Genomic DNA, 25,792 nt, shown 5'->3' with positions numbered 1-25,792 from the left:
CTCTCAAGCTTTCTTTTCCCAACGCCCTTCGGCGTTCTGCTGCCAGTAGGTCAATTTGTGACCCTGTTCTTTCAACAGTTTCCATTGCGTCCTCGCCTGCTCAAGCTGTTGCTGGTCGTGGCCATCAAACATGAGGACCAGCCGCTCATAGGCTTCGACATACTGCGGCTCGGCCCCATCGACAAGAAAGCGCACGGTCGCGTTGTTGGCGTTGCCGTAACCTGTTGTCAGGATGATTGGCTGCTCCTCCGGATGAGGCTCCTGGTCAGTCGCATGGGCGAGGAATGAGGCATCGGACCAGGTCCAAAGGTGATTGTCGAGACTGTCGCGCCGCTCCTCGGAACCTGTCTGGATGACGACTCTCCATTTGCGATCGAGCGAACGCTCGACGAGACCCGGCAATGCGTTCTCCAGTGTCGATTCAGTCAGATGGTAGAAGAGAATTTCAGTCATCGATGCAGTCTGTGTGAAAGGACTGGCTCACGTCAAGCCAGTCCGTTTTAACTTCTACCCTTCGAAATTGTCGCGAACCAGCCTGTCGAGAAGGCGAACGCCGTAGCCCGAAGCCCAGGACTGGCTATACTCATTGGTCGGCGCACCTATCGCGGTGCCGGCAATGTCGAGATGGGCCCAAGGCGTATCACCCACGAAGCGCTTCAGGAACTGTGCGGCAATGATTGCGCCACCGTGACGTCCGCCAATGTTCTTCATGTCGGCATTCTTGGTGTCGATGAGTTTGTCGTATTCGGCGCCGAGTGGCATGCGCCACAGCCTTTCGCCGGTTGCCTGGCCGGCATCGAAGAGCTGTGCGGCAAGTGCATCGTCATTGGAAAACAGCCCTGCCTGATAAACGCCGAGAGCCACCATGATGGCGCCTGTCAGGGTAGCCAGATTGACCATGAACTTGGGCTGGAAGCGATCATTGCAATAGTAAAGCGCGTCTGCGAGGACGAGGCGCCCTTCCGCATCGGTGTTGAGCACTTCGATCGTCTGGCCCGACATGGACGTGACGATATCGCCAGGGCGCTGTGCATCACCATTGATCATGTTTTCAACGATCCCGATGACACCGACGACATTGACCTTGGCCTTGCGCGAGGCAAGGGCGTGCATAAGGCCGGTGACTGCGGCCGCACCACCCATGTCGCCCTTCATTTCCTCCATGCCGCCAGCGGGCTTGATGGAAAGACCGCCAGAATCGAAGGTCACGCCCTTGCCGACAAAGGCGATCGGCTTGTCTTTGCTTTTGCCGCCGTGCCATTCCATGATCGCGATCCGCGCCGGACGCGAGGAACCCTGTGCGACGCCGAGCAGCGAGCCCATGCCGAGCTTCTTCATGTCCTTCTCCGTCAAAATCTCGACCTTGACGTCAAGCTTTTTCAACTCTTCGACACGTTCGGCGAATTCGACTGGACCGAGAACATTGGCAGGTTCGTTGACCAGATTGCGGGCAAGAATAACGCCATCCGCCACCGCTTCGGCACTCGCAAATGCCTTTTTCGCAGCGTGAGGATCAGCTACCTGGATAGTGATGCTAGCGACGAATTTATCTTCCTTCTCGCTCTCGTCTTTGCCTTTCTTTGTCTTGTACTTGTCGAACGTGTAGGAGCGAAGAAGCACACCCTGGGCGAAATCGGCAGCGTTTTCGGCTGAGATATCTGTACCCGGCAACGCAAGAACCACCGAGACATTTTTGGATTTTCCGATTTTTGAAAATGCCGCGCCACCGATTTTCAGCCAATCATCGCCCTTGAGCTTGGTCGGATCGCCGCTACCCACAAGCACCAGCCGTTCCAGTTCTGTGCCATTTGGAGCGAGGGTAGATAGGCTCGTTGCAAGTTTTCCCTTGAAATCCGAGACGCTGATGATACGCGACAGCAATGCCTGTCCGACAACAGATTCGGCTTCTGCAGCTGCTTTGCCTTCAGCGGGAACAAGCAAGATTGCGGTGCCGCTTTCGACGGCTGCATATTTTGCGAAACTGATGGATGGGCGTTTGGACATGATATCTCCGGTTTGAACAAAAATGTGACTTTCATGATCATCGATCTTGATGAATGAAGGGGGTGATCGTGAAGGGATTGACTAAGACCTTGTTAACTAGCTTTCTTCGCCTATTTTTAGCCAAGCCTGACTAGATTGAACATATGTCGGGTTTATTGAACATGTAACGGGTTCGTCCCATAAAGCTCAAAATAATGCCTTGGCTCCCATGGCATAGATTGAACGGTCGGGCTTTAATGAACGGCTGGTCGAACAAGGTGGCGGAACTCTTTTTGCGAAACATGACATGCGCCTGATTGAGATATACATCTTGCGACGGATCGTCGTCATGTTTTTTGCCGTTCTGCTTTCAGCGGTCGGAATCACATGGATCGTTCAGGTGCTCGGTCGTATCAATTTTCTGACGACCAGCGGACAGAGCTTTTACTATATTCTAAAATTCAGTTCCAATCTGCTTCCATCCGCCTTTCCCGTGGTGATGCCGTTTGCTCTGGTGATTGCCGTGACGCAAACGCTTTCGACGATGAACCAGGATTCGGAACTCGTGGTCATCAATGCGGCGGGCGCGCCACGTTCCGCCGTGATCCGTCCTGTCATGCTTTTTGCGATCGTCATCGCAGCTGCATCCTTCCTTATTTCCAACTTCGTCGTGCCGTATTCGCAGATGAACATGCGCCAGATGGTGGCCGAGGCGCGTGGCGATGTGATCAATCTCGTGGTTCAACAAGGCTCGTTCCGGGAAATCGATACGGACCTTTACCTCCAGATCGAGAACCGCGATTCCAATGGCACGATCCAGGGCCTGTTCGTTTCCGATTCGCGCGATAAGACGACGGATCTCATTTATTACGCCAAGGAAGGCCTAGTCGTCCAAACCGCCGATCAGGGCCTGCTAATCATGAAGGATGGCGAGGTCCATCGACGCGATGTGCAGACCGGCAATGTGTCCATCATCAAGTTCAATACCTATGCTCTTGATCTCGCGGCATTTCTTTCGTCGGATGACAAGGAGGCCACGATCTTTCCGAAGGACCGGCCTCTCGATTACCTCATGAATCCAGATCCGAACGACAAACAATATCAACAGCGTCCGCTTCGCTACACTTCCGAGCTCTACAAGCGTCTGACTGACTGGATGTATCCGATCGTGTTTGCACTGATCTCCCTCGCCGCTGCTGCTGACTCACGCTCTCATCGCGAAGCACGCATATCCGCTTCATTTACGGCGATAACGATCAGCCTCATTGTGTTCTGGCTGGGATATTCGACCGGGCAGAGCACGGACAAGAACGCGTCGATGCTGCCAATGCTCTTCGCAATTCCAATTCTCGCAGCGCTTTCCGCGATTTATGCGCTCGCAACCAATCGCCAGATCGGTATCCCGACAACGTGGAGTAACTGGTTCAAACGTACTTTTGAAACCAGGCAGGTGGCATTTGCGAGCGCTGGAGCAAGATTGTTCGGTCGCAAGCGCGGAGGACACCGGTAATGATCGGCTGGACGCTCGGGCGCTACTTCTTCCTCCGCTATGTGACGATCACATGCTATTTCCTGATGGGCAGCTTTGCGTTGGCCCTCATCCTCGACTTTACCGAATTATCGGGAAAGCTGTCTGCGCTGCCCGACTATTCTGCGATCAGTGCCTTTGGGCTGTCGGTGATGCGCATCCCCTACATCATGCAGCAGGTGTTTCCATTCATCGCGCTGTTTGCGGCGATGGCGACGCTTATTTCGCTCAATCGTAAATATGAACTGGTCGTCGCGCGTTCTGTCGGTGTTTCGGCCTGGCAGTTTCTTCTGCCGGCCTGTACGGGCGCGTTTCTTTTCGGCCTGGCGGCTGTGCTGATCGTCAATCCGCTTGCTGCCTATGGTTTTGAGAGAAGCGAACAGATAACGGCAAACTGGCGCGCCGGAAAAGCCAATGATGTATCGGCAGATCGCGTCCCTTGGTTGCGGCAAAAAACCGAAGAGGGCGAAACGATCATCGGCTCCAAGTCGATCGTCAACCGTGGATTGCGTTTGGTCGACGCCGTCTTCATTCGACTTGACAAGAACCAGGACGTTACCGAGCGGCTGGACGCCAAGAGCGCTGATCTGGATGACGGTTTCTGGCAGCTGAATCAGGTGACGAAATTTGTGTTGGGAGAGACGCCGGTTTCCTTGGACACCGTGCGCATTCCAACGCATCTACGCCCTGAATTCGTTGAAGAAAGCCTCGCGCGACCCGAGACCATTCCTTTTTTTGAGCTGCGTAACAAAATTGCCGCAGCTCGCTCTTTTGGCTATCCAGCCAACGCTTTTGATATGCATTTCCAGTCTTTATTGGCTTTGCCGGCTCTGCTGATGGCGATGACTTTAATTGCTGCAACCGTTTCGTTGAAATTTGTCCGGTTTGGACAATCGGGGACGATGATTCTGGGTGGCGTCCTCGCAGGCTTCGTGCTTTATGTCGTCACTGTTGTGGTCAAGGCATTCGGGAATGCGGGATTCGTTCCGCCTTTTGTTGCCGCATGGACACCCGTGTTGATTGCAACATTTTTTGGGGTCTCCTTTCTGTTGCACAAGGAGGATGGTTAGAGTGGGATTGAATTTAACGCGCTCGGTGTTGCCGGCGTGGCTTGCACGGCTTGCGTGCAGCACGGCCTTGCTATGCCTTGCGGGCGGGATTTCGCTCCCAGCCTACGCCCAGACGGGTGATGCACTTGTCGGAAATGTAAAAACGGATCCAAACGCACAATTGCTGCTGGAGTCCGATGAGCTTGTCTATGACATCAACGCCAAGACCATTTCAGCGGTCGGCGGTGTGCAGATCGATTATGATGGAAACCGCCTCGTGGCGCGGAAGGTCACATATGACCAGAACACCGGCCGCCTCAAAGCGGAAGGCAAGGTCGAGATCGTCGAGAAAGACGGCAACCGCATCTATGCGGAAAATCTCGATGTCACCGATGATTTCAAGGAAGGCTTCGTCAACGCCTTGCGGGTTGAAGCGGCGGACAATACCCGCTTTGCAGCCGAGAGCGCGGAGCGCATCGGCGGCGAGCTGACGACATTCAACAATGGTATCTACACGGCATGCGAGCCCTGCCGGGCCAAGCCTGAACGGGCTCCATTATGGCAGGTACGTGCCCAGAAAATCATCTGGAACGGCAAGAAGAAGACCATTCGCTTTGAGCGTGGCCGCTTCGAAATGTTTGGCATGCCGCTGGCATTCCTGCCGGCGTTCGAGATCGCCGATCCTACAGTCAAGCGCAAGAGCGGCTTCCTCATGCCGAGCTATCGCCACGAGACGGAGTTGGGTTCCGGTGTCACCATTCCTTATTTTTGGGCACTGGCTCCCAATTACGACCTGACGTTGCAGGGAACCTACTATACGCAACAGGGCTTCCTGGGTGAGGCCGAGTGGCGTCACCGGCTGGCGAATGGTCAGTATACGATCAAGCTTGCTGGCATCGACCAGCAGGATCCTGGCGCATTTTCCGACAGCGATGAGGTTGATCAAAACAATACGACGCGGGGAATGATCGGAACGACCGGCGCGTTCAACATAAACCCGCGCTGGACTTATGGTTGGAGTGTCCTTGCTCAGTCGGACAAGGCTTTCGCCTATCGCTACGGCATCGCAGACTACGACAATTATTACATTACCGACCAAGTCTATCTGCGCGGCCTGCACGACCGCAACTATTTCGATCTCAGTCTCTACCGCTTCCATGTTCAAGAAGGCTGGGAAGATTCCAATCCGAGTTCCTCGGAGCAGAAGCAACCCTGGGTGCTGCCCAGCCTCGACTATGCCTACACACCTACGCAGTCGGTTGCGGGCGGCGAACTCAATTTCAATTTGAATTTGCAGGCCCTGCATCGCGACAAATTTGACGGCAATTTCAGCGGTGTCGATCGGACTGGCTACATAGCCGGCATAGAAGGCGACGATGGCCGTATAACCGGGGAAGCCGAATGGAAACGTTCGTTTATCACCCCAAGCGGATTGGTCATCACCCCCCTTCTCGCCCTGCGAGGCGACGGTATGTATGTCGATTCCAATACAGACGGTGTCACACGTTCTGATGCTTTCCGTCCAATGGCTACCGCTGGTCTTGAAACGAAATGGCCAATTCTGTTTACAGCGGCCAACTCGACTCATGTGCTTGAGCCAACAGCCCAGCTTTTCGTTCGCAACAACGAATCCTATCCGGGTGAAATGCCGAACGAAGACGCGCAGAGTTTTGTCTTCGATGCATCGAACCTGTTCGAGCGTGACAAGTTCTCCGGATATGATCGGGTGGAGGGTGGCACCCGTGCCAATCTCGGTCTCCGTTACTCTGGTACCTTCAACAATGGCTGGGGCTTGAATGGTATTGCAGGCCAATCGTTCCAGCTAGGCGGGCTCAATTCCTTTGCATCGCCAGATTTTGTCAATGCAGGTGCCGAATCGGGACTGGAATCCGCTCGTTCCGACTATGTTGCGATGATCGGTGCAAATAAAGGCGCGTTCAATATCACGACTGGCGGAAGGTTCGACAAGGACGATTTTGAAGTCAAGCGTGCAACAGTGGCGACCACGACCTCTGGTAAATATGGCTCTGTTTACGTGAAATACGCTTTCATTGCCGCACAGGAAACCTACGGTTTCCCCGACGACCGCCAGGAAGTCACTGTCGGCGGACAGGCAAAGTTGACGCCAAACTGGCGACTCCTCGGCTCCGGAACGTATGATCTTGTGTCAAGTACTCTCGTAAAACGTACCGCTGCGCTTGCCTATGATGACGAGTGTTTCACGTACAGCATGTACTACACTCAGGAGCAACCGGTAACTGTCAACAACGTCGAGGGCGACAAGACCTCAACGTTCGGCTTCAACATCTCCTTCCGGACCTTGTGGGGAATCGGCAAACCGGTCGATATCGGTGGGATCTAATCTTATTGTCTAAGCTGGCCGCACTTGCGACCAGTCATGCTTTTGCCTTAGTAAAGCGACAATAAAGAGGAAATGAACATCGCAAAAACAAAAACACGGTCCATTTCGCGAAAATGGTCCATGATCGGACAAGTTGAGAAATGATGGTGAGGAAGCATATTCTTGCAGCGGCGATGATCACTGCATTGAACTCTGTTCTGGCGGTTGGCGTGACATTGCCTGCTGCAGCAAGCGAGATCAAGATTGTCGTCAATGGAGCCGCTATCACCGACTACGATATTTCAAAGCGTGCTGCCTTTCTGAAACTTCAGCATAAAAAGGGCAACCTTACCCAGCAGGCGCGAGATGAATTGACCGACGAGGCACTCAAGCGTCAGGAATTGAAACGACTCAATCTGCTTGTTTCTGACAATGAAGTGAACGACGCCTATACGCGCTTTGCTACCAACAACAAGATGACGCTCAACCAGCTCAACGGTGTGTTGGACAAGTCCGGTGTGACACCGCAGCACTTCAAAGAATATATCCGTATGCAGATGAGTTGGGGCCGCGCGCTCGCCACCCGTAATCGCACACAGGGTGGAACCAGGGTGTCCGAGCAGGACGCCGTGCAACGCATGCTCAAGGACGGCGGGAAGAAGCCCGTCTCTACCGAATACCAACTGCAGCAGGTGATATTTGTCGTCCCCGCAAATAATCGCGGCATTCTCGCCAAGCGGCGAGGTGAAGCCAATGCCATGCGTGGCCGTTTCAGCGGCTGCCAGACAACACGCGATATCGCCAAGGGCACATTGGATGTCACAGTGCGCGATCTCGGTAAATTCGTAGAGCAGGAACTGCCGCCCGAATGGTCGAAGCTGGTCATATCCACGCCGGTCGGCCATGCAACGACGACCCAGGATACGGATAAGGGCGTCGAATTTCTCGGCGTTTGCGCGACCCGTCAAGTCTCGGACGATCGCGTAGCCCGCCTCGTCTTTTCCCAGGAAGCAACGGCAGCCGCGGGTGGTGATGGCAAGCCGGATGCATCAGCGGCAGCCGTAGACAAGAAATATCTCGAGGAACTGCGCAGCAAGGCGAAGATCGTCACTGAATGATGGGATTGCATTGGCATGAAAGCCGCTCTCGCCGTCAGTTCCGGTGATCCTTCGGGTATTGGACCCGACATCGCGCTCGCTGCGTGGATATTGCGCAAGCACATGCAGCTTCCTGCGTTTTTTCTGCTTGCCGACTCGGAACTAATCGCCTCGCGCGCCGTGCAGCTTGGCGTGAATGTTCCACTGGAAATCACAACGCCTGAGGACGCGGCTGCTATATTCGATGAGGCGTTGCCAATCGTGGCGCTGAAGAACCGGCAATCGGATCAACCCGGCATTCCACTGCCCGAAAATGCGGCAGGAACAATCGAGGCGATTGAACAGGCCGTTGCATTGACGCTTGCAGGCCGCTCACGCGCTGTTGTCACCTGCCCTATCGCCAAGAAGCCGCTCTATGAGGCCGGTTTCAAATTTCCGGGTCATACGGAGTTTTTGGCACATCTTGCCGGTGAGCATCTGGGATATGCTGTAACGCCGGTGATGATGCTGGCTGGACCGTTGCTACGGGCAGTTCCCGTAACAATTCACATTGCCTTGAACAAGGTTCCCGCTGTTCTCGACACAGTGACGATCCTGACTGTCTGCCGGATCACTGCGCTGGCACTCAAAAGTCAGTTCGGCATCGCCAACCCACGGCTTGCCATTGCCGGGTTGAACCCGCATGCGGGCGAAGGCGGCAGTATGGGTATGGAAGACGAAGTCATCGTGCGTCCGGCAGTGGAAACGCTGTGTGCTGAAGGTATTGATGCGCGTGGACCTCTCCCGGCGGATACAATGTTCCATGCCGCTGCACGAGCAACCTATGACGCCGCCATCTGCATGTATCACGACCAGGCACTGATCCCCGCCAAGACGCTGGGTTTCGATGACAGCGTCAACGTTACGCTCGGCCTGCCCTTCGTGCGTACCTCGCCGGACCACGGCACAGCCTTCGATATCGCAGGATCCGGCAGGGCCAAGCCTGACAGCCTCATTGCAGCGCTGCGGCTTGCTGATGAACTGGCGGCAAACCGCACACTCGACACATGAGCATAGATAGCCTTCCACCGCTTCGCGAAGTTATCCAACGCCATGAGCTGATGGCAAAGAAGTCTCTCGGCCAGAATTTTCTGCTCGATCTGAACCTCACGGGAAAAGTTGCACGCCAGGCAGGCGATCTCAAGGATCAGACTGTCATCGAGGTGGGACCCGGTCCTGGCGGCCTCACGCGTGCCCTTCTCGCCCAAGGTGCCAATGTTATCGCCATCGAGCGTGATGAACGCTGCTTGGCCGCCTTGCAGGAAATATCCGATCATTACCAAGGCAGGCTTCGCGTCATTGCCGGCGATGCCCTGGATACGGATTTCTCTGCGCTAGCAGGCGGCAGCAATGTGAAGATCGTCGCCAATCTCCCCTATAATGTCGGCACGCAATTGCTGATCAGCTGGCTTCTTAGTGAACCATGGCCACCGTTCTATGCGTCGCTGACACTGATGTTTCAACGCGAAGTGGCTGAGCGGATCGTCGCGCGCCCGGGTTCGGATGCCTATGGCCGTCTCGGCGTACTAGCTGGCTGGCGAACGGAGGCGAAGATTACTTTTGACGTCCCGCCGCAAGCATTCACGCCGCCACCAAAAGTTACATCGACAGTCGTCCATCTGGTACCGCGTGTGGCCCCGCTCGCCTGCGATGCGGCAGTGCTTGGACGTGTAACCCAGGCTGCTTTTGGCCAAAGGCGCAAGATGCTACGCCAGAGCATCAAATCACTTGGCGGTGAAGCGCTGCTTGCCAAGGTCGGAATCGACCCGACACGCCGGGCGGAAACGCTATCAATCGAAGAGTTCGTGATGCTCGCAAATGCGCTCTAGGTCAGTTTTTCATCAAGAAGACTGCTGACGAAATCGAACAGACCCGGGCAGCGGTCACGGCGCAGGCGTTCGGCGGTGACGATCGACTGGACCTGATGATAGGCGCGGTCCAGATCTTCGTTGACTATGACATAGTCGTAGGAGCGCCAACGTTCGATCTCGTTGCGGGCATTGTTCAATCGCATGTTGATGACGTCTTCAGCGTCCTCGGCACGCCGATGCAGCCGCTCTTTTAGATCGGCCATGGATGGTGGAAGGATGAAAATGCTGACAACATCGCCTTTCATCTTCTCCTGCAACTGCAGCGCGCCCTGCCAGTCGATGTCGAAAAGCATATCCTGGCCGTCCGCGAGCGCATTTTCCGCGGCCTCACGCGGGGTCCCATAGAAATTGCCGTGGACTTCTGCCCATTCGATCAACGCGTCGCTGTCGCGCAGCCGCTCGAACTCGCGTGTCGAGATGAAATGATAATGGACGCCCTCGATTTCGCTGGCGCGGCGCGGACGTGTCGTCACGCTGATCGAAAGCGCGAGCTCAAGCTTTTCTTTATCGTTCAGCAACAGCCGTGCAATTGTCGACTTCCCCGCCCCGGACGGCGATGACAGGACGAGCATAAGACCGCGTCTTTTGATGCTGTTCGGCATTGTCACTCCAAATTCTGTATCTGCTCGCGCAATTGATCCACAACAGCCTTCAGGTCAAGTCCGATCGATGTAATCGAAGCCGCGTTGGCCTTGGAACAGAGCGTATTCGCCTCGCGGTTGAATTCCTGTGTCAGGAAATCAAGCTTGCGGCCTACACCGTTGCCTTCCTTCAGAAGATCACGGGCGGCGGTGACATGCATTTCCAGCCGGTCAAGCTCTTCCTGGATATCAGCCTTCGTCGCAAGGAACGCCGCCTCCATATACAGCCGCGATTCATCCAATGCGGGCGCGGCATCGAGCAGCAGCGAGACCTGTGCAGCCAGCCGCGAGCGAATTGCATCAAACGAGCGGCTTGGATCAAGCCTTGCCTGTTCCACCAGCATCTCGATCGCCGCGATTTGTACAGTCAAAATCTCGCCCAGCGCCTTGCCCTCGGCCTGGCGATTGTGTGCCAGTTGAACCAGTGTCTCGTCCAGAACCGCCAGTACGGCTTCTTCTATCTTGTGCTGATCTTCCGGATCGGCGGTCTCCTGCGGCGCCTCCAGGACCCCGCGGAGCGCCATAAGGCCCTCCGGCGTGGATGCTGCCAGACCGTAATCTTCGCGCAGACGTGCAGCGATCGCTGCCAGTTCCTTCAGAAGTGGTTCGTTGATGATCGCCTTGGCAACACCTGCGTTGCGGTCGACGGTAACGGCCGCCTGGAAATTACCGCGCTTGAAATGCTGGCTGAAAAGGATACGGGCCTTCTGCTCGATCGTTTCAAGACCTGCCGGCAGGCGAAACCGCACGTCGAGACCCTTGCCATTAACCGACTTGATTTCCCACGAGATTTGCACCCCGGCGCTGTTCCGGAGGTGACGGGCAAATCCCGTCATGCTTTGCAATGACATGTCTACCCCCTGGAACGAAAGGCCCTGAACTTCCTCGGGCCTTCCAGTATCAATTTCCGTTGTCTGCGTCCGGCGATGCATTCTTGTCACCGGTTGCCGCCTTGGCGGCTTCATCGAGACGATTCTTCTCGACCTCGCGCCAGCGTTTCACATTATCATTGTGCTCTTCAAGCGTCTCAGCAAATACGTGTCCACCAGTGCCATCGGCAACGAAGTAAAGGTCCTTGGTCTGTGAGGGATGAGCGACGGCTTCCAGCGCGTCACGACCAGGATTTGCAATCGGCCCGGGCGGCAGGCCATTGATCGTATAAGTGTTGTAAGGCGTCGGCTTCTCAAGATCTGACTTCAGGATCGGGCGGTCCGACGGCTTGCCCTTGCCACCAAACAGGCCATAAATGATCGTGGGATCGGATTGAAGGCGCATGCGCTTGTTCAACCGGTTAATGAAGACCGCAGCAACACGTGGACGCTCGTCCGCCTTGCCAGTTTCTTTTTCGACGATGGATGCGAGCGTCACGAACTCTTCAATGGTTTTCAACGGAGTCTTGGGATCGCGGCGTTCCCATATATCTTCAACCAGCTTTTTCTGATCGACCTGCATCTTCTTGATCAGTTCCTCGCGCGTTGTGCCGCGAGAAAAACGCATCGTATTGGCGAAAAGTGAGCCTTCACTCGGCATGATTGCCGGCAAATCACCAACAAGCACTTCATCCTCACGCACCCGTTGGAAAATCTGCTCGACGGTAAGTCCTTCGGGAATCGTCAGCGAACGAAGCAGCGATTTTCCGCTGCGCAGCAGGTCCATGATCTCTCGCATGGATGCATGCGCCTTGATTTCGTACTCGCCAGCTTTCATGTCGCCCTGATGGCCATAGGCCTGAACGCCATATTTAAAGACCCGGGCGTCACTGATAATGTTACGCCTTTCCAGCCCGTCGGCTATTTCGACAATTCCGGTACCGCTTTTCACGACGTAATTGGTTGTAACGTCGCTAGGCCCAGGTTCATTGAACGCCAGCTTGCCAAAGTATACTGCGGCCGCGGCAGCAAGAACCACCAGAACGACAAGCGACAGCATGAAATTGGCAAAAACCACGATCTGGCTGCGAGCGCGTCGCGAACGTCGCTTTGGCAGAGGTGGCGGTGTGCCTGGTTCAGGACGCAAGGCTTCAGAGGCCGATTGCGGGACAATCGGCTTGCGATCCGGCGCGTTGGCGGCTGAACCGTTTGTCTCTTCAGACTGCTGATCTGAGCTCACGCAAACACCTCGGGACATGATACCGGCTGACGCCGGCAGAATCGATTGTGAATATGGCAAAAACGCGAGAGCGCTTCGCCACGAAATCAAATCACTGTTGGTAACGCCGCATCACGAGCGAAGCGTTCGTACCGCCAAACCCAAAGGAATTGGAAAGCGCGATATCGATCTTGCGTTCGCGCGGCTTGTGCGGAACCAGATCGATCTTCGTTTCCTTGGACGGCTTATCGAGATTGATCGTTGCAGGAGCGATATTATCGCGGATCGCCAACACGCAGAAAATAGCCTCCGTCGAGCCAGCGGCACCAAGAAGGTGACCGATGGAGGATTTGGTGGATGACATCGATATTTTCGAAGCGGCGTCGCCAACAACGCGTTCGACTGCTCCGAGTTCAATCGTATCGGCCATCGTCGAAGTGCCGTGCGAGTTGATGTAATCCAAATCGCCCGGGGTTATGCCTGCGCGCTTCAAAGCCATTTCCATAGAGCGCTGCGCGCCCTCACCACTCTCTGATGGTGCAGTGATGTGGTATGCGTCGCCGGATAGGCCGTAGCCGATGATCTCGGCGTAAATCTTGGCGCCGCGAGCCAGGGCATGTTCCAGTTCTTCAAGGACGACAACACCCGCGCCTTCACCCATCACGAACCCATCGCGGTCTTCATCATAGGGTCTCGAGGCAGCTGTCGGATCGTCGTTTCTGGCAGTGGACAATGCCTTGCATGCTGCAAAGCCGGCTAGCGAAATACGGCTGACTGGCGACTCCGTGCCGCCGGCCACCATCACATCGGCATCCCCGAACGCAATCAAACGCGAGGCATCGCCGATGGCGTGAGCGCCGGTGGAACAAGCGGTAACAACTGCATGATTCGGACCGCGCAGCTTATGTTTGATCGATACCTGTCCAGAAGCCAAGTTTATCAGACGGCCGGGAATGAAGAAGGGCGAGATGCGCCGGGGACCTTTGTCGCGGAGTGTATAACCTGCTTCTACAATGCCCTCAAGGCCGCCAATGCCAGACCCGATCAAAACGCCTGTACGGATCTGATCTTCATCGCTTTCCGGCGCCCACTTGGCATCCGCAAGCGCTTGGTCGGCAGCCGCAACAGCGTAAATAATGAAAGGATCGACCTTGCGCTGCTCTTTGGGTTCCATCCAATCGTCAGGATTAAATGTACCATCAGAGCCATCGCCTACCGGAATACGGCAGGCAATCTTGCAAGGAAGATCTTCAACTTCAAATTCCGTCACACGCCGGGCGCCGCTCTGGCCGGCAAGGAGCCGCGACCAGGTTAGTTCGACCCCAGATGCGAGAGGAGAAACCAGCCCAAGGCCGGTTATGACAACACGCCTCATGGCAGATCCTTAACTATCAAATGCAACATGATTGTTTCCGGCCCAACGCATGAACGAGCAAGGCTAAACACCTTATATCACGATCGCTGCGGGGCCGAACAAAAATCAGGCAGATGCTTTGTCGATGAACTTGACGGCATCGCCGACTGTCAGAATCGTCTCGGCAGCATCGTCGGGGATTTCGACGCCAAACTCTTCTTCAAAAGCCATCACGAGCTCGACAGTATCAAGGCTGTCGGCGCCCAGATCGTCGATGAAGCTCGCACCATCGGTGACTTTCTCGGCATCAACGCCCAGATGTTCAATAACGATTTTCTTGACGCGTTCTGCAGTATCACTCATGTGGAAACCTCAACCTGTTTGTTTTTCCCTATGCCTTGGTTAGCGGCACGGATGACTCTAATCAAGCAATAAGATGGTTGTTCCGCCCTGTTTAACAGCTAAAACATCCGTCCTTGCGGCTCTTTCCTTGCGGAACTGAAAGGACATCAAATCGATTTGACTGCCCAGACTGGTGCGCGACTTATCACGCTTTATTCACGGTCTCAATCTCATAAATGTGATTGAGACCGATACCGGTGGATACGATCGATGCAAACCCGATCAGATCATCGCCATACCGCCGTTGACGTGAATGGTCTGACCGGTGACATAAGATGCTTCGCTGCTGGCAAGATAGACAACCGACGAAGCAACTTCGGCGCCCGTACCCATGCGACGCATCGGGATAGCCGGCATGATGCTTTCTTTCTGCTTGTCGTTGAGCTTGTCGGTCATTGCCGATTCGATGAAACCCGGCGCAACGCAGTTGACCGTGACGTTACGGCTGGCGATTTCCTGCGCCAAGGATTTGGAGAAGCCTATAAGTCCGGCTTTAGAAGCGACATAGTTGGTTTGACCCGGATTTCCTGTCACGCCCACAACAGAGGTTATGTTGATGACACGGCCATAGCGGCGGCGCATCATCGGATGCGTGAGTTCGCGGGTCAGGCGGAAAACCGCAGTCAGGTTGACTTCAAGCACGCTGTCCCAGTCGGCATCGCTCATGCGCACGAAGAGGCCGTCTTTGGTGATGCCCGCATTGTTGACGAGTATCTCTACGCCTCCAAGATCAGCTTCGGCCTTTTCGCCAAGCGCCTTGACCTCATCTCGATTGGAAAGGTTAGCCGGGAAGATCATGACGCGATCGCTAAAATCGGACGCCAGAGCTTCTAGCTTTTCCACACGGGTGCCATGGAGACCCACGATTGCGCCCTGTGCATGAAGTGCACGAGCGATTGCCTCGCCAATACCACCCGTCGCACCCGTGATAAGAGCCTTGCGGCCTGTGAGATCAAACATTGCGCGTTCCTTTTTAAGCGTTCAAGGCAGCGACAGCCGCATCGATGTCTTCTGGCGTGCCGACAGCAATACCGGATATGTCCTTATTAATACGGCGGGCAAGCCCAGTCAGCACTTTACCGGCACCGATTTCATAGAGCGTTGTGACCCCATTATTGCCAAACCATTCTACCGTCTCGCGCCAGCGCACCTGTCCCGTCACTTGCTCAACCAGTAATGCGGCGATTTCGGTCGCAGACTTGACAGGCGCAGCGCGGACATTGGCAATAAGCGGCACAACCGGATCGTTTTTGGCAACATTGGCCAGTGCGACGCGCATGGCCTCAGCGGCGGGCTCCATCAAAGCAGAGTGGAAAGGAGCGGAAACCGGCAGCATGATCGCACGCTTGGCGCCTTTGGCAGATGCCAGCGCAGCCGCTGCCTGGACAGGGCCCTTCGCGCCAGAAATCACCAACTGACCGCCGCCATTGTCATTGGCGATCTGGACCGGGCCTTGTTTCGACGCTTCGGCACAAATTGCTTCAACATTTTCGTGTTCCAGGCCGATGATGGCGGCCATGGCGCCCTCGCCCGCCGGAACCGCCTTCTGCATTGCATTGCCGCGAATGCGCAAGAGGCGGGCCGTATCTGAAAGCGAGAATGTGCCGGCTGCACAAAGCGCCGAATATTCGCCGAGAGAATGCCCGGCGACATAGGCAACCTTATCCTTCAAGGATACGCCCTTGGACTCCAACACGCGAAACACGGCGATGGATACGGCCATCAGTGCGGGCTGGGCATTGGCAGTCAGCGTCAAAGTTTCTTCCGGGCCTTCCCAGATGATCGAAGACAGCTTCTCACCCAGAGCTTCGTCAACCTCGTCGAAAACAGCACGCGCCTCGGGGAAAGTCTCGGCCAAAGCCTTGCCCATGCCGACAACCTGGCTTCCTTGACCCGGAAAGGTGAATGCAATGGACATAAGCTGCGCCTCCAAAGGTTGCTTACAGGGTGAATCTGTCGCGCGATGTGCCTACAGGCAAGCACGAAGTCAAGCTTTGATGCCAGAGTTATAAACTGTAAGAATGGTTTGAATTAAGTTAGCAGTGCTGCTTTGTGTGGTTCGACGGGCTCACGTTTGCTTGGTTTACAAAAGTCAAATGCTCATGTTCGGATAAAATTCCAGGCCGGGTTGCTTCTTTGAACGTTTGCCCGTATAAGCCGCCCGTTCATTGCTCGGCGTCAGCTGGGGGCTGAACGGAGGGCCGGATTTCGATCCGTCGAAGCATAAAAGCTTCAGCCTCCCGTGTCTCCGCTCTCGATCGTCTCCATCAGCGTCCTTTCTTCGCCGGTCTCCGGCAGAGAGATTCGCAGAGGTTTACCGTTGATACCGGGCAATATTAACGAAGAAAGGCAAAGACAAATGGCTCTTTATGAACATGTGTTCCTTGCTCGACAGGACATTTCGCAGCAGCAGGTCGATGCGCTTGTAGAACAATACAAGGGTATCATCGAGACCAATGGCGGCTCAGTCGGGCGTATTGAAAGCTGGGGACTTCGTGCCCTCACCTATCGCATAAACAAGAACCGCAAGGCGTATTATTCGCTGCTCAACATCACTGCTCCTGCAGCAGCTGTTGCCGAGCTCGAGCGTCAGCAGCGCATCAACGAAGACGTCCTGCGTTTCATGACGATCCGCGTTGACGAACACGAGGAAGGCCAGTCGGCCATGCTCGCTCGCCGTGACGATCGCCGTGACCGCGACGACAACAAGTTCGGTGGCCGCGACGACGACCGTCCGCGCCGTCCACGCCGTCCACGTGACGAAGCCGGTGAAGGAGCAGAATAATGGTTGATATCAATCAGATCCCGACCCGCCGTCCGTTCCATCGCCGCCGCAAGACCTGCCCGTTCTCGGGTGCCAATGCGCCGAAGATCGACTACAAGGACGTAAAGCTCCTGTCGCGCTACATTTCCGAGCGTGGCAAGATCGTTCCTTCCCGTATCACGGCTGTCAGCCAGAAGAAGCAGCGCGAACTCGCTCAGGCGATCAAGCGTGCCCGTTTCCTCGGTCTGCTGCCATACGTTGTAAAATAATAAAATTGAGGCGGTGGATTTCGATCCGCCGCCCCATTCCACCATCCGCGATGGGCGCGGGTCTGGTGATCCCAGAGCAATTCCAGGAAAAGTGGGAACCGGTTTTCCGTCCGGAATTGCGTCAAAACAAATAGAAACCCGAGTTGAGGTATTGGTCTAAGGACCGCCTCTAACTGCTGAAACAAGCAGGACAGCGAGCGAAATGAAACTGACTGCAAAAGATATCGGCGTGGGTGTGTTGGCGGGTTTTGCCGCCGCACTGCTTTCGGTTGGCGTTATCACGCAATCGACCCTCGCCATGGCGCTGTTGCTGTTTTCGCCGCTGCCTATTTTTGTCGCCGCTCTCGGCTGGGGTACGGCCGCCGGGTTGATCGCCGCCCTTTCCATGGCTGTTGCCGTGTCCGTGCTTGCCGCGCCAATGGCGGCCCTTATCGTTGTCCTGATCACTGCGCTCCCCGCCGCCGCCGCCTCTTATTTTACTGGCTTGGCGCGCCCTGCTGATGAAATCGGCGGACCGAAGGACGTCATGGTCTGGTATCCACTCGCCGATACTCTGCTACGCCTGGCGCTGATTATAGCAGCCAGTTTCATCGTCATCGGCATGCTCGTTGGCTTTGGCGATGAACTTGCAGGCCAACTGGCGAAATCACTGGGGCAGCAGCTTGCCGCAAGCAACCCAGAGCTTGCCGCAAATGCCGACATTGCGCAGAGCATGGCACTGTTTGTCGTGCGTGTACTGCCCGCTCTGCAGCCTGCAGTATGGGTGACGATAATCGTCGCTAATCTTTATCTGGCGCTGCGGCTGACGGCCGCTTCCGGCAAACTACGCCGACCGCATGATGACTGGCCGCGGGCGCTGCGTATGCCTCGCTCTGCGCTTATCATCTTCGCCATCGTTTGCGCTGCTTGCTTTTTGCCGGGCGGCGTCGGCTACGCCGCAACGGCAATAGCCGGCGCACTCGGTGCCGGTTTCACGATGGCGGGTTTCGCCATACTGCATGCAAGAACGCGCGGCGCACCATGGCGTCCAGTGGCACTATGGTTCGCGTACCTCGCGGTTCTGCTTTTCGCCTTTGTGCTTTTCCTCTTCCTTCTTGCCGGTTTGTTCGACACGTCGCGCAACGCCCCGGTTTCGAAGGCTGCGAATACAACACCACCTAACAACGACAATTAACATTAGAACAGACAAGGATAATTCAAATGGAAGTCATTCTTCTCGAACGTATCAGCCGCCTCGGCCAGATGGGCGAAACAGTCAAGGTAAAGGACGGCTTCGCCCGTAATTTCCTGTTGCCACAGGGCAAGGCTCTTCGTGCCAACGAAGCCAACAAGAAGAAGTTCGAAGGTCAGCGCGCGCAGCTCGAAGCACGCAACCTCGAACGCAAGACGGAAGCACAGGCGATCGCCGAAAAGCTCGACGGCAAGTCATTCATCGCCGTTCGTTCGGCTGGTGAAACCGGTCAGCTTTACGGTTCAGTTTCGACACGCGATATCGCTGATCTGATCACCGCTGAAGGTTTCTCGATCAACCGTAACCAGGTTGAACTGAACACGCCGATCAAGACCATTGGCCTGCACAAGATCGTGCTGACACTACATCCGGAAGTCGAAGCAACGGTCACGATCAACATTGCCCGTACTGCAGATGAAGCCCAGCGTCAGGTAAAGGGCGAAGATCTTACCTCCGCCGAGGCGATCTACGGTATCGAAGAAGTTCCGCTTGCGGACGAATTCTTCGATGAGGACGAAGAAGGCGAAGAAAACGCCTGATCTTTTTTCGATAGATCATTCTTTCGAATGATCTCATCAACATTTTGAAAGTACCCGGCAGCAGTGCCGGGTATTTTTTTGCTTTTCAGGAACAAAAAAACGATTAGATTTGTTTGTCCTACCACGCCCGACCACGGCTCACCTCCCGAGCCTGTTAATGGCCGAGCTCTATCGTCAATGATGGAGATTGTTCATGAATGCCATACTAAAAGCCGCGCTCTCGCGGATGATCTACACTGGCACTTTGGTTATCACAGACTCTTCCGGTAAATCTCAAACCTTCGGTGATGGAACCGGAGAGCAATTCGCCTTTCGCATCAATAGCGCTGCGGCCGAACGAAAGATCGCATTCGACCCATCGCTACACTTCCCGGAAGCCTATATGAATGGCGATATCGACGTTCTCGAAGGCGATATTTATGACGTCCTGAAGATTATCTTCGAAAATACCGGGGCAACGGTCGCCAAGGAACCCTGGATGTTGGCGATCGAAGGCATACGCCGCGCCACCCGCCGCCTACATCAGATGAATACGCTGACGCGCGCTTCCAGCAACGTTCAGCGCCATTACGATCTGTCTGAAGAACTCTACCGGTTGTTCCTCGATACGGACATGCAATATTCCTGTGCCTACTTTGAACGGCCGGATGCAACGCTGGAAGAGGCACAACTGGCGAAAAAACGACACATCGCAGCGAAACTGCTGTTGAAAAAGGGGCACAAGACGCTCGACATTGGTTGCGGCTGGGGCGGTCTCGGAATCTACCTCGCCAAGCACCTCGAAGCCAATGTGACTGGTGTAACGCTGTCGCAAGAGCAATTCGGTATCGCCAACAAGCGCGCATTCGAAGAAGGCCTGACGGGACAAGCGCAATTCACCCTTCAGGACTACCGGACTATCGAAGAGACCTTCGACCGCATCGTGTCAGTCGGAATGTTCGAACATGTCGGTATCGGGCACTTCCCGGAATATTTCCAGCATACCGCGCGGCTTTTGAAGAAGGACGGTGTGTTCCTTCTGCACTCTATCGGGCGCTCGGATGGCCCATCCTATACAAACGCCTTCATCCAGAAATACATATTCCCGGGCGGTTATATTCCGGCACTCTCGGAAGTGCTGCCACACATCGAAAAGGCTGGTCTCGTTGTCACCGATATCGAGATTCTCCGGCTGCACTACGCGGACACTTTGCGTATCTGGCGCGAGCGATTCATGGCTAACCGCGAGAAGGCCAAGGCGATCTATGATGAACGGTTCTGCCGGATGTGGGAGTTCTATCTCGCAGCTTCGGAAGCGGCATTCCGCTGGCAAAACCTGGTGGTGTTCCAGATCCAGATTGCACATCGGCAGGAAGCCGTGCCTCTGACACGGAACTATATCGAGAAGGAAGAAAAGCGGCTCAAGCGGCTCGAATGCGAACGCAGCTCCGCCAACAGTCAGGTGGAAACCAAGGAATCAGTCGCCGGGCGGTAAGTCCGACGATCAATCTCATCACTGTCCATCCGCAGAGCGATTTGCGGATGGATTTTTTGTGCTTTCCATGGCTACCAAATTGCGACATTCCGCGTTGCGGGTATAGACTGCCATTCGCGAATCACGCGCCAAATCGGTGACTCTGAGTCAAGCTGTAAACATCCTGTTTTGTACTTCTTGCTGTGGATGGCAATGTATAGTCCGCCTCTGCATTGCGCCGTTAAAAACGCCGTGGCCATAGTGATCCACGAACAGGAAAATATAAAATGGCTGAAGCTACGGTACGCAAGATCAACGAGGCTCAAGGAGCGCTTTACCGCGAAGCCCCTAACAATATCGAGGCAGAACAGGCCCTGTTGGGTGCCATTCTCGTCAACAATGATGCGTTTTACCGTGTTTCAGACTTTTTGAAGCCGACCCATTTCAACGAACCGCTGCATCGCAAGATCTTCGAAGTCGCTTCCGATATGATTCGCATGGGCAAGATGGCGAATCCTGTAACTCTGAAGACATTCATGCCGGCTGACGCCAAAATCGGCGACATGACGGTGATGCAATATCTCGCCCGCCTCGCTGCGGAGGCGGTAACGATCATCAATGCCGAAGATTACGGCCGGGCGATCTACGATCTTGCCACGCGCCGTGCTTTGATCACCATCGGCGAAGACATGGTCAACATAGCCTATGACGCGCCGGTTGATGTGGCGCCGCAGGGCCAGATCGAGGATGCGGAACGACGCCTGTTCGAGCTTGCCGAAACCGGCCGCTACGATGGCGGATTTCAGACATTTACCGATGCGGTCAAGACTGCCGTCGACATGGCCAACGCAGCGTTCATGCGCGACGGGCACCTTTCGGGTATCTCGACAGGGATCCGTGCGCTCGATGCGCGCATGGGCGGCCTCCAACCATCCGACCTGATTGTCCTCGCCGGACGCCCTGGCATGGGCAAGACCTCGCTTGCGACAAATATCGCATTCAACATTGCCGCAGCCTATGAACCCGAACAATTGGCAGACGGTACGTTCAAGGCCAAGAATGGCGGCGTGGTCGGCTTTTTCTCGCTCGAAATGTCTTCGGAACAGCTGGCCACGCGTATCATTTCCGAGCAATCAGAAATCAGTTCGTCAAAAATCCGTCGCGGCGAGATCAGTGAAGCCGATTTCGAAAAGCTGGTTGCCTGTTCGCAGCACATGCAGAAAGTGCCGCTTTATATCGATCAGACCGGCGGTATTTCGATTGCCCAGCTTGCAGCGCGAGCGCGGCGCCTGAAGCGCCAGCGCGGGCTCGACGTTCTGGTCATCGACTATATTCAGCTCATGCAAGGGTCGTCAAAGCGCGCTTCGGAAAATCGCGTACAGGAAATTACCGAAATCACCACGGGCCTAAAGGCGCTTGGCAAGGAATTGAACACACCGATCATCGCCCTTTCCCAGCTGTCGCGTCAGGTGGAAAGCCGCGAAGACAAGCATCCGCAACTTTCCGACTTGCGCGAATCCGGTTCGATCGAGCAGGACGCCGACGTGGTGCTGTTCGTCTATCGCGACGAATATTACATCAAGAACAAGGAACCGAAGCCCGGCACAGAAGAGCATTTCAAGTGGCAAGCCGATCTCAACGAGGCGGTGGGCAAAGCGGAAGTCATCGTCGCCAAACAACGTCACGGCCCGACAGGCACGGTAAGACTGGCGTTCCAGGCGGAATTTACCCGCTTTACCGATCTTGCCGAAGATTCGCATCTTCCTGAACGGTTCGAGTGAACCTTTGGCTGCCAAAAAACCCCAGATCACCACGACCGGCGCAGATCCTCGGCTAGCCGGGGGACGGCTAACAATCGATCTTGATGCGCTTGTCGCCAATTGGCTATTTCTCGCCGAAAAATCGAAACCCGCAGAGGCCAGTGCTGTCGTCAAGTCCGACGCCTACGGCCTCGGCATTGTGCAGGTCGTACCGGCGTTATGGCAGGCTGGATGCCGCACTTTCTTTGTCGCGCTGGCCGAGGAAGGTCTGCGGGTAAAAGCTGTCGCGCCTGATGCGCGCGTGTTTGTGCTCAACGGGTTTTTCGCCGAAGCATTCGAAGCTTACGGCCAATCGGATCTCATCCCCGTTCTTGGCTCGGTCGATGAACTCGATTTGTGGAAGCGCCTGAATGCGCGTCGAAAGGACAAACTTCCCTTCGCGCTGCACGTGGACACCGGTATGAACCGTCTCGGCATTACCGTCGAGGAAGCCTTGACTTTCGCGGCTGATCTACGGAACCCAAAGCCGGTTCTACTGATGACGCATCTCGCTACGGCTGACGATCAGGCGCATGCGTTGAACCGGAAACAAATCGAATCATTTCAAAAACTTCGCAGCGCTTTTGCAGGAATTGAATCAAGCATCGCAAATTCCCCGGGCATTTTTCACGCGGCCATAGGTGAATATGAGCTTAGCCGCCCCGGCGTTGCCATGTATGGCGGCGAACCACTTTCGTCCGCCGCCAATCCCATGCGCCCTGTGGTGACGCTGGAAGCACGCATTGTACAGATCCGCACTGGACTAAAGGGCGAGACCGTTGGTTACGGCGCTACCGCGACGCTTAAACGCGACACGCGTATTGCCGTTTGTTCGGTAGGCTATGCGGATGGTTATCTTCGTTCCGCATCGGGCAGCGGTGTGCCGCTGCGCGGCGCCGTACCCAACGGCGGCGTAGGCTTTGTTGCCGGGAGCAAAGTTCCGATTATTGGTCGCGTCACCATGGATCTTACCTCCTTCGACATCACTGATCTCCCAGTAGATGCGGTCAGCCCAGGGGACTACGTCGAACTCTTCGGACACAACATTGCGTTGGACGACGCCGCTCGCGCCGCTGGAACGATCGGATACGAGTTGCTTACCAGCCTTGGGAATCGCTATCACCGGCGCTATCTCAAATCCGAAAGCGATTGATGGCCAAACCAAGAATTCAATTTATTTGTCAGAACTGCGGCGCCGTGCACACCCGTTGGGCCGGCAAGTGCGATGAGTGCGGCGAGTGGAACACGCTCGTTGAGGAAGGTACGGCTGGCGGTATAGGCAGCGGACCGGGCAAGCTCTCATCACGAAAAGGTCGTGCAGTAGCCCTGACCACGCTTTCCGGCGAAATCGAGGATGCACCGCGCATCCAGTCAGGCATCGGCGAACTGGATCGCGTTACCGGCGGGGGGTTTGTCCGCGGCTCCGCCATCCTCATCGGCGGCGATCCCGGAATCGGCAAATCCACCTTGCTGACGCAAGCAGCAGCTGCCCTCGCCCGCCAGGGTCACCGTGTCGTTTACGTTTCGGGTGAAGAAGCGGTGGCACAAATCAGGTTGCGCGCCCAGCGGTTGCACGCTGCCGACACTGACGTGCTGCTCGCGGCGGAAACCAATGTCGAAGACATCTTGGCCACCATCTCCGATTCGAAGCGGCCAGATTTGATCATTATCGATTCGATCCAGACATTGTGGACAGACGCCGCCGATTCTGCCCCCGGCACAGTGACGCAGGTGCGAGCCGGCGCCCAAGCCATGATCCGCTATGCCAAGCAGACCGGCGCGGCAGTCGTTCTCGTAGGGCACGTGACGAAAGAGGGTCAGATCGCAGGGCCTCGGGTCATCGAGCACATGGTCGATGCCGTGCTCTATTTCGAAGGCGAAGGCGGCCACCATTACCGCATCTTGAGGACCGTGAAGAACCGTTTTGGTCCGACGGACGAGATCGGCGTCTTCGAAATGTCCGACAAGGGATTGCGCGAAGTCGCCAATCCTTCCGAGCTTTTCCTAGGTGAACGCAACGAAAAGTCGCCGGGAGCTGCGGTTTTTGCAGGCATGGAGGGCACACGTCCGATACTCGTCGAAATCCAGGCGCTAGTTGCGCCCTCGACGCTCGGCACGCCGCGCCGTGCGGTTGTCGGATGGGATGGAAACCGGCTGTCAATGATTCTCGCCGTACTCGAAGCGCATTGCGGCGTAAGGTTCGGTCAGCACGACGTTTACCTGAATGTGGCAGGCGGATATCGAATAACCGAGCCCGCAGCAGACCTTGCAGTTGCATCTGCGCTCGTTTCCTCAATTGCCGGTATTGCCCTTCCCGCAGATTGCGTCTATTTCGGCGAAGTCAGTTTATCTGGTGCGGTTCGCCCGGTGGCGCATGCTGTGCAGAGGCTGAAGGAGGCAGATAAGCTTGGGTTCAAGCAGGCTGTTCTTCCCAAGGGAAGCAACGACGTTGCAAAGAACGGCAATGCTCGTCTGACAGAAACCGCTTCGCTGCCGGACCTTGTGGCCCGGATTGCAGCATCGGGACCTGACAAGAGACAACGCGACGACTGACCAGATAGTGTTGGCCAGACTGAATATGGGGACGAACTTAAATGCCAATAACGTTGCTTGACGGAATTCTATTGGGCATCACTCTCGTTTCGGCGGTTTTGGCCATGGTGCGCGGCTTTTCGCGCGAAGTTTTGTCGGTGGTTTCCTGGGCAGCTGCAGCGGCAGCCGCGTATCTGTTCTACAAGCCGGTCATTCCGTTCCTTACGCCCTATATCAGCAATGATACCATTGCGCAGATCGCAGCGGCTGGCCTCGTCTTCGTCGTTACGCTGATTGTCGTGTCGATCATTACAATGAAGATTGCCGATTTCATCATAGATAGCCGTATCGGCGCACTTGATCGTACGCTGGGTTTCCTCTTCGGCGCAGCGCGCGGCATCCTTCTCGTCGTTGTCGCCATGCTGTTCTTCAATTGGCTTGTTCCCGAGAACCAACCGGCATGGGTTGGTCAGGCAAAATCCAAACCGATGATCGATCAGCTGGGTACAAAACTGATCAGCCTGTTGCCAGAAGATCCGGAATCGACCATCCTTAATCGCCTGAAGCCCGGTACGACAGCGGCGCCGGATGCAGCACCCGACGGCACCACCACAACACCGGAGCCGAAGGAAGACATTCCACCGGAAGGGTCGACAAACCAGCCTTGATGCAGTCGAAGAACACAACTGCGTCAATATTGGCATCTATCAGGCCTTGGCGTTTACTTGGTAATGCTCCATATACGTGGCATAATGCGAAATAGGCACAATTGACTCGATCCAAGGTAATCTTGGGGCGGAAGGGCTGGCGGC

At 55.5% G+C, this 25,792-nt stretch carries 24 protein-coding genes; 15 read left to right on the top strand and 9 right to left on the bottom strand.

Annotation, left to right across the window (positions count from 1 at the left end):
- Positions 1-3 precede the first annotated feature (3 nt).
- Both PHA01_RS04125 and PHA01_RS04120 read right to left on the bottom strand, forming a co-directional pair.
- A complete protein-coding gene (locus PHA01_RS04125; protein ID WP_271893520.1) occupies positions 4-453 on the bottom strand; it encodes a DNA polymerase III subunit chi in 450 nt (149 codons plus the stop codon).
- 54 nt (positions 454-507) lie between these two features.
- Positions 508-2,004: a leucyl aminopeptidase gene (locus tag PHA01_RS04120; RefSeq protein WP_271893518.1), complete on the bottom strand. Its 1,497-nt coding sequence runs from the start codon at positions 2,002-2,004 to the stop codon at positions 508-510.
- Positions 2,005-2,290: 286 nt separating this feature from the next.
- Here PHA01_RS04120 and PHA01_RS04115 point away from each other — a divergent pair, with 286 nt between their 5' ends.
- From PHA01_RS04115 to rsmA, 6 genes are all read left to right on the top strand, one after another.
- Positions 2,291-3,493 (top strand): LptF/LptG family permease, encoded by a 1,203-nt coding sequence (locus PHA01_RS04115; RefSeq protein WP_114429440.1) that lies wholly within the window; start codon positions 2,291-2,293, stop codon positions 3,491-3,493.
- Positions 3,493-4,581, top strand: a complete 1,089-nt coding sequence (lptG, locus tag PHA01_RS04110; RefSeq protein ID WP_271893514.1) for an LPS export ABC transporter permease LptG — start codon at positions 3,493-3,495, stop codon at positions 4,579-4,581. Before PHA01_RS04115 ends, lptG begins: the two co-directional genes overlap by 1 nt.
- Position 4,582: 1 nt before the next feature.
- Positions 4,583-6,922, top strand: coding sequence for an LPS-assembly protein LptD (locus tag PHA01_RS04105; protein WP_271893511.1), 2,340 nt, complete (start codon positions 4,583-4,585; stop codon positions 6,920-6,922).
- Positions 6,923-7,062: 140 nt separating this feature from the next.
- The gene (locus PHA01_RS04100; protein ID WP_417020897.1) at positions 7,063-8,019 is read left to right on the top strand and encodes a SurA N-terminal domain-containing protein; all 957 of its coding nucleotides are present in this window, start codon (positions 7,063-7,065) and stop codon (positions 8,017-8,019) included.
- Between the two features lie 15 nt (positions 8,020-8,034).
- On the top strand, positions 8,035-9,048 hold the full coding sequence (gene pdxA, locus PHA01_RS04095; RefSeq protein ID WP_271893510.1) for a 4-hydroxythreonine-4-phosphate dehydrogenase PdxA: 1,014 nt from the start codon (positions 8,035-8,037) through the stop codon (positions 9,046-9,048).
- Entirely contained in the window at positions 9,045-9,866 is an 822-nt protein-coding gene (gene rsmA, locus PHA01_RS04090) for a 16S rRNA (adenine(1518)-N(6)/adenine(1519)-N(6))-dimethyltransferase RsmA (protein WP_271893509.1), read from the top strand. Before pdxA ends, rsmA begins: the two co-directional genes overlap by 4 nt.
- Here rsmA and gmk read toward each other — a convergent pair.
- The 7 genes from gmk to fabD all read right to left on the bottom strand — a co-directional run bounded on the left by gmk (position 9,863) and on the right by fabD (position 16,311).
- A complete protein-coding gene (gene gmk, locus PHA01_RS04085) occupies positions 9,863-10,510 on the bottom strand; it encodes a guanylate kinase (protein ID WP_271893508.1) in 648 nt (215 codons plus the stop codon). The genes rsmA and gmk overlap by 4 nt on opposite strands.
- 2 nt (positions 10,511-10,512) lie before the next feature.
- Positions 10,513-11,400 carry a YicC/YloC family endoribonuclease gene (locus PHA01_RS04080; protein WP_271893507.1) on the bottom strand — a complete coding sequence of 296 codons (888 nt, stop codon included), beginning with the start codon at positions 11,398-11,400 and terminating at the stop codon, positions 10,513-10,515.
- Positions 11,401-11,449: 49 nt separating this feature from the next.
- A complete protein-coding gene (gene mltG / locus PHA01_RS04075) occupies positions 11,450-12,676 on the bottom strand; it encodes an endolytic transglycosylase MltG (RefSeq protein ID WP_417020896.1) in 1,227 nt (408 codons plus the stop codon).
- A 73-nt stretch (positions 12,677-12,749) separates the two neighbouring features.
- Positions 12,750-14,012 carry a beta-ketoacyl-ACP synthase II gene (fabF, locus tag PHA01_RS04070; RefSeq protein WP_271893504.1) on the bottom strand — a complete coding sequence of 421 codons (1,263 nt, stop codon included), beginning with the start codon at positions 14,010-14,012 and terminating at the stop codon, positions 12,750-12,752.
- A 105-nt stretch (positions 14,013-14,117) separates the two neighbouring features.
- Positions 14,118-14,354, bottom strand: a complete 237-nt coding sequence (locus tag PHA01_RS04065; RefSeq protein WP_091880344.1) for an acyl carrier protein — start codon at positions 14,352-14,354, stop codon at positions 14,118-14,120.
- 261 nt (positions 14,355-14,615) lie between these two features.
- Positions 14,616-15,353: a 3-oxoacyl-[acyl-carrier-protein] reductase gene (gene fabG / locus PHA01_RS04060; protein ID WP_271893501.1), complete on the bottom strand. Its 738-nt coding sequence runs from the start codon at positions 15,351-15,353 to the stop codon at positions 14,616-14,618.
- Positions 15,354-15,366: 13 nt separating this feature from the next.
- Complete coding sequence (gene fabD / locus PHA01_RS04055) at positions 15,367-16,311, bottom strand: ACP S-malonyltransferase (RefSeq protein ID WP_271893500.1); 945 nt, start codon at positions 16,309-16,311, stop codon at positions 15,367-15,369.
- A 441-nt stretch (positions 16,312-16,752) separates the two neighbouring features.
- Here fabD and rpsF point away from each other — a divergent pair, with 441 nt between their 5' ends.
- From rpsF to PHA01_RS04010, 9 genes are all read left to right on the top strand, one after another.
- On the top strand, positions 16,753-17,178 hold the full coding sequence (rpsF, locus tag PHA01_RS04050; RefSeq protein ID WP_106717052.1) for a 30S ribosomal protein S6: 426 nt from the start codon (positions 16,753-16,755) through the stop codon (positions 17,176-17,178).
- The gene (gene rpsR, locus PHA01_RS04045; protein WP_008128538.1) at positions 17,178-17,426 is read left to right on the top strand and encodes a 30S ribosomal protein S18; all 249 of its coding nucleotides are present in this window, start codon (positions 17,178-17,180) and stop codon (positions 17,424-17,426) included. Before rpsF ends, rpsR begins: the two co-directional genes overlap by 1 nt.
- Positions 17,427-17,628: 202 nt before the next feature.
- Positions 17,629-18,600 (top strand): DUF2232 domain-containing protein, encoded by a 972-nt coding sequence (locus PHA01_RS04040; RefSeq protein ID WP_271893496.1) that lies wholly within the window; start codon positions 17,629-17,631, stop codon positions 18,598-18,600.
- Between the two features lie 26 nt (positions 18,601-18,626).
- Positions 18,627-19,196 carry a 50S ribosomal protein L9 gene (rplI, locus tag PHA01_RS04035; RefSeq protein ID WP_271893495.1) on the top strand — a complete coding sequence of 190 codons (570 nt, stop codon included), beginning with the start codon at positions 18,627-18,629 and terminating at the stop codon, positions 19,194-19,196.
- 193 nt (positions 19,197-19,389) lie between these two features.
- The gene (locus PHA01_RS04030) at positions 19,390-20,670 is read left to right on the top strand and encodes an SAM-dependent methyltransferase (RefSeq protein ID WP_271893493.1); all 1,281 of its coding nucleotides are present in this window, start codon (positions 19,390-19,392) and stop codon (positions 20,668-20,670) included.
- 266 nt (positions 20,671-20,936) lie between these two features.
- Positions 20,937-22,430 (top strand): replicative DNA helicase, encoded by a 1,494-nt coding sequence (locus PHA01_RS04025; protein WP_271893492.1) that lies wholly within the window; start codon positions 20,937-20,939, stop codon positions 22,428-22,430.
- Positions 22,431-22,434: 4 nt separating this feature from the next.
- Complete coding sequence (alr, locus tag PHA01_RS04020) at positions 22,435-23,601, top strand: alanine racemase (RefSeq protein ID WP_271893490.1); 1,167 nt, start codon at positions 22,435-22,437, stop codon at positions 23,599-23,601.
- Complete coding sequence (gene radA / locus PHA01_RS04015) at positions 23,601-25,001, top strand: DNA repair protein RadA (protein WP_112527853.1); 1,401 nt, start codon at positions 23,601-23,603, stop codon at positions 24,999-25,001. Before alr ends, radA begins: the two co-directional genes overlap by 1 nt.
- A 41-nt stretch (positions 25,002-25,042) precedes the next feature.
- Positions 25,043-25,648 (top strand): CvpA family protein, encoded by a 606-nt coding sequence (locus PHA01_RS04010; protein ID WP_112527851.1) that lies wholly within the window; start codon positions 25,043-25,045, stop codon positions 25,646-25,648.
- Positions 25,649-25,792 lie beyond the last annotated feature (144 nt).

This window comes from Candidatus Phyllobacterium onerii (assembly GCF_028331445.1).
GTDB classification, from domain to species: Bacteria; Pseudomonadota; Alphaproteobacteria; order Rhizobiales; family Rhizobiaceae; genus Phyllobacterium; species Phyllobacterium onerii.
This window is presented reverse-complemented; position numbering and strand designations above follow the sequence as displayed.

Bases quoted from the DNA above. Each gene is read 5' to 3' on its own strand.
- PHA01_RS04125 (WP_271893520.1), bottom strand. From the start codon at position 453: ATGACTGAAATTCTCTTCTACCATCTGACTGAATCGACACTGGAGAAC.
- PHA01_RS04120 (WP_271893518.1), bottom strand. From the start codon at position 2,004: ATGTCCAAACGCCCATCCATCAGTTTCGCAAAATATGCAGCCGTCGAA.
- PHA01_RS04115 (WP_114429440.1), top strand. From the start codon at position 2,291: ATGCGCCTGATTGAGATATACATCTTGCGACGGATCGTCGTCATGTTT.
- lptG (WP_271893514.1), top strand. From the start codon at position 3,493: ATGATCGGCTGGACGCTCGGGCGCTACTTCTTCCTCCGCTATGTGACG.
- PHA01_RS04100 (WP_417020897.1), top strand. From the start codon at position 7,063: ATGATGGTGAGGAAGCATATTCTTGCAGCGGCGATGATCACTGCATTG.
- pdxA (WP_271893510.1), top strand. From the start codon at position 8,035: ATGAAAGCCGCTCTCGCCGTCAGTTCCGGTGATCCTTCGGGTATTGGA.
- rsmA (WP_271893509.1), top strand. From the start codon at position 9,045: ATGAGCATAGATAGCCTTCCACCGCTTCGCGAAGTTATCCAACGCCAT.
- gmk (WP_271893508.1), bottom strand. From the start codon at position 10,510: ATGCCGAACAGCATCAAAAGACGCGGTCTTATGCTCGTCCTGTCATCG.
- PHA01_RS04080 (WP_271893507.1), bottom strand. From the start codon at position 11,400: ATGTCATTGCAAAGCATGACGGGATTTGCCCGTCACCTCCGGAACAGC.
- mltG (WP_417020896.1), bottom strand. From the start codon at position 12,676: ATGTCCCGAGGTGTTTGCGTGAGCTCAGATCAGCAGTCTGAAGAGACA.
- fabF (WP_271893504.1), bottom strand. From the start codon at position 14,012: ATGAGGCGTGTTGTCATAACCGGCCTTGGGCTGGTTTCTCCTCTCGCA.
- PHA01_RS04065 (WP_091880344.1), bottom strand. From the start codon at position 14,354: ATGAGTGATACTGCAGAACGCGTCAAGAAAATCGTTATTGAACATCTG.
- fabG (WP_271893501.1), bottom strand. From the start codon at position 15,353: ATGTTTGATCTCACAGGCCGCAAGGCTCTTATCACGGGTGCGACGGGT.
- fabD (WP_271893500.1), bottom strand. From the start codon at position 16,311: ATGTCCATTGCATTCACCTTTCCGGGTCAAGGAAGCCAGGTTGTCGGC.
- rpsF (WP_106717052.1), top strand. From the start codon at position 16,753: ATGGCTCTTTATGAACATGTGTTCCTTGCTCGACAGGACATTTCGCAG.
- rpsR (WP_008128538.1), top strand. From the start codon at position 17,178: ATGGTTGATATCAATCAGATCCCGACCCGCCGTCCGTTCCATCGCCGC.
- PHA01_RS04040 (WP_271893496.1), top strand. From the start codon at position 17,629: ATGAAACTGACTGCAAAAGATATCGGCGTGGGTGTGTTGGCGGGTTTT.
- rplI (WP_271893495.1), top strand. From the start codon at position 18,627: ATGGAAGTCATTCTTCTCGAACGTATCAGCCGCCTCGGCCAGATGGGC.
- PHA01_RS04030 (WP_271893493.1), top strand. From the start codon at position 19,390: ATGAATGCCATACTAAAAGCCGCGCTCTCGCGGATGATCTACACTGGC.
- PHA01_RS04025 (WP_271893492.1), top strand. From the start codon at position 20,937: ATGGCTGAAGCTACGGTACGCAAGATCAACGAGGCTCAAGGAGCGCTT.
- radA (WP_112527853.1), top strand. From the start codon at position 23,601: ATGGCCAAACCAAGAATTCAATTTATTTGTCAGAACTGCGGCGCCGTG.
- PHA01_RS04010 (WP_112527851.1), top strand. From the start codon at position 25,043: ATGCCAATAACGTTGCTTGACGGAATTCTATTGGGCATCACTCTCGTT.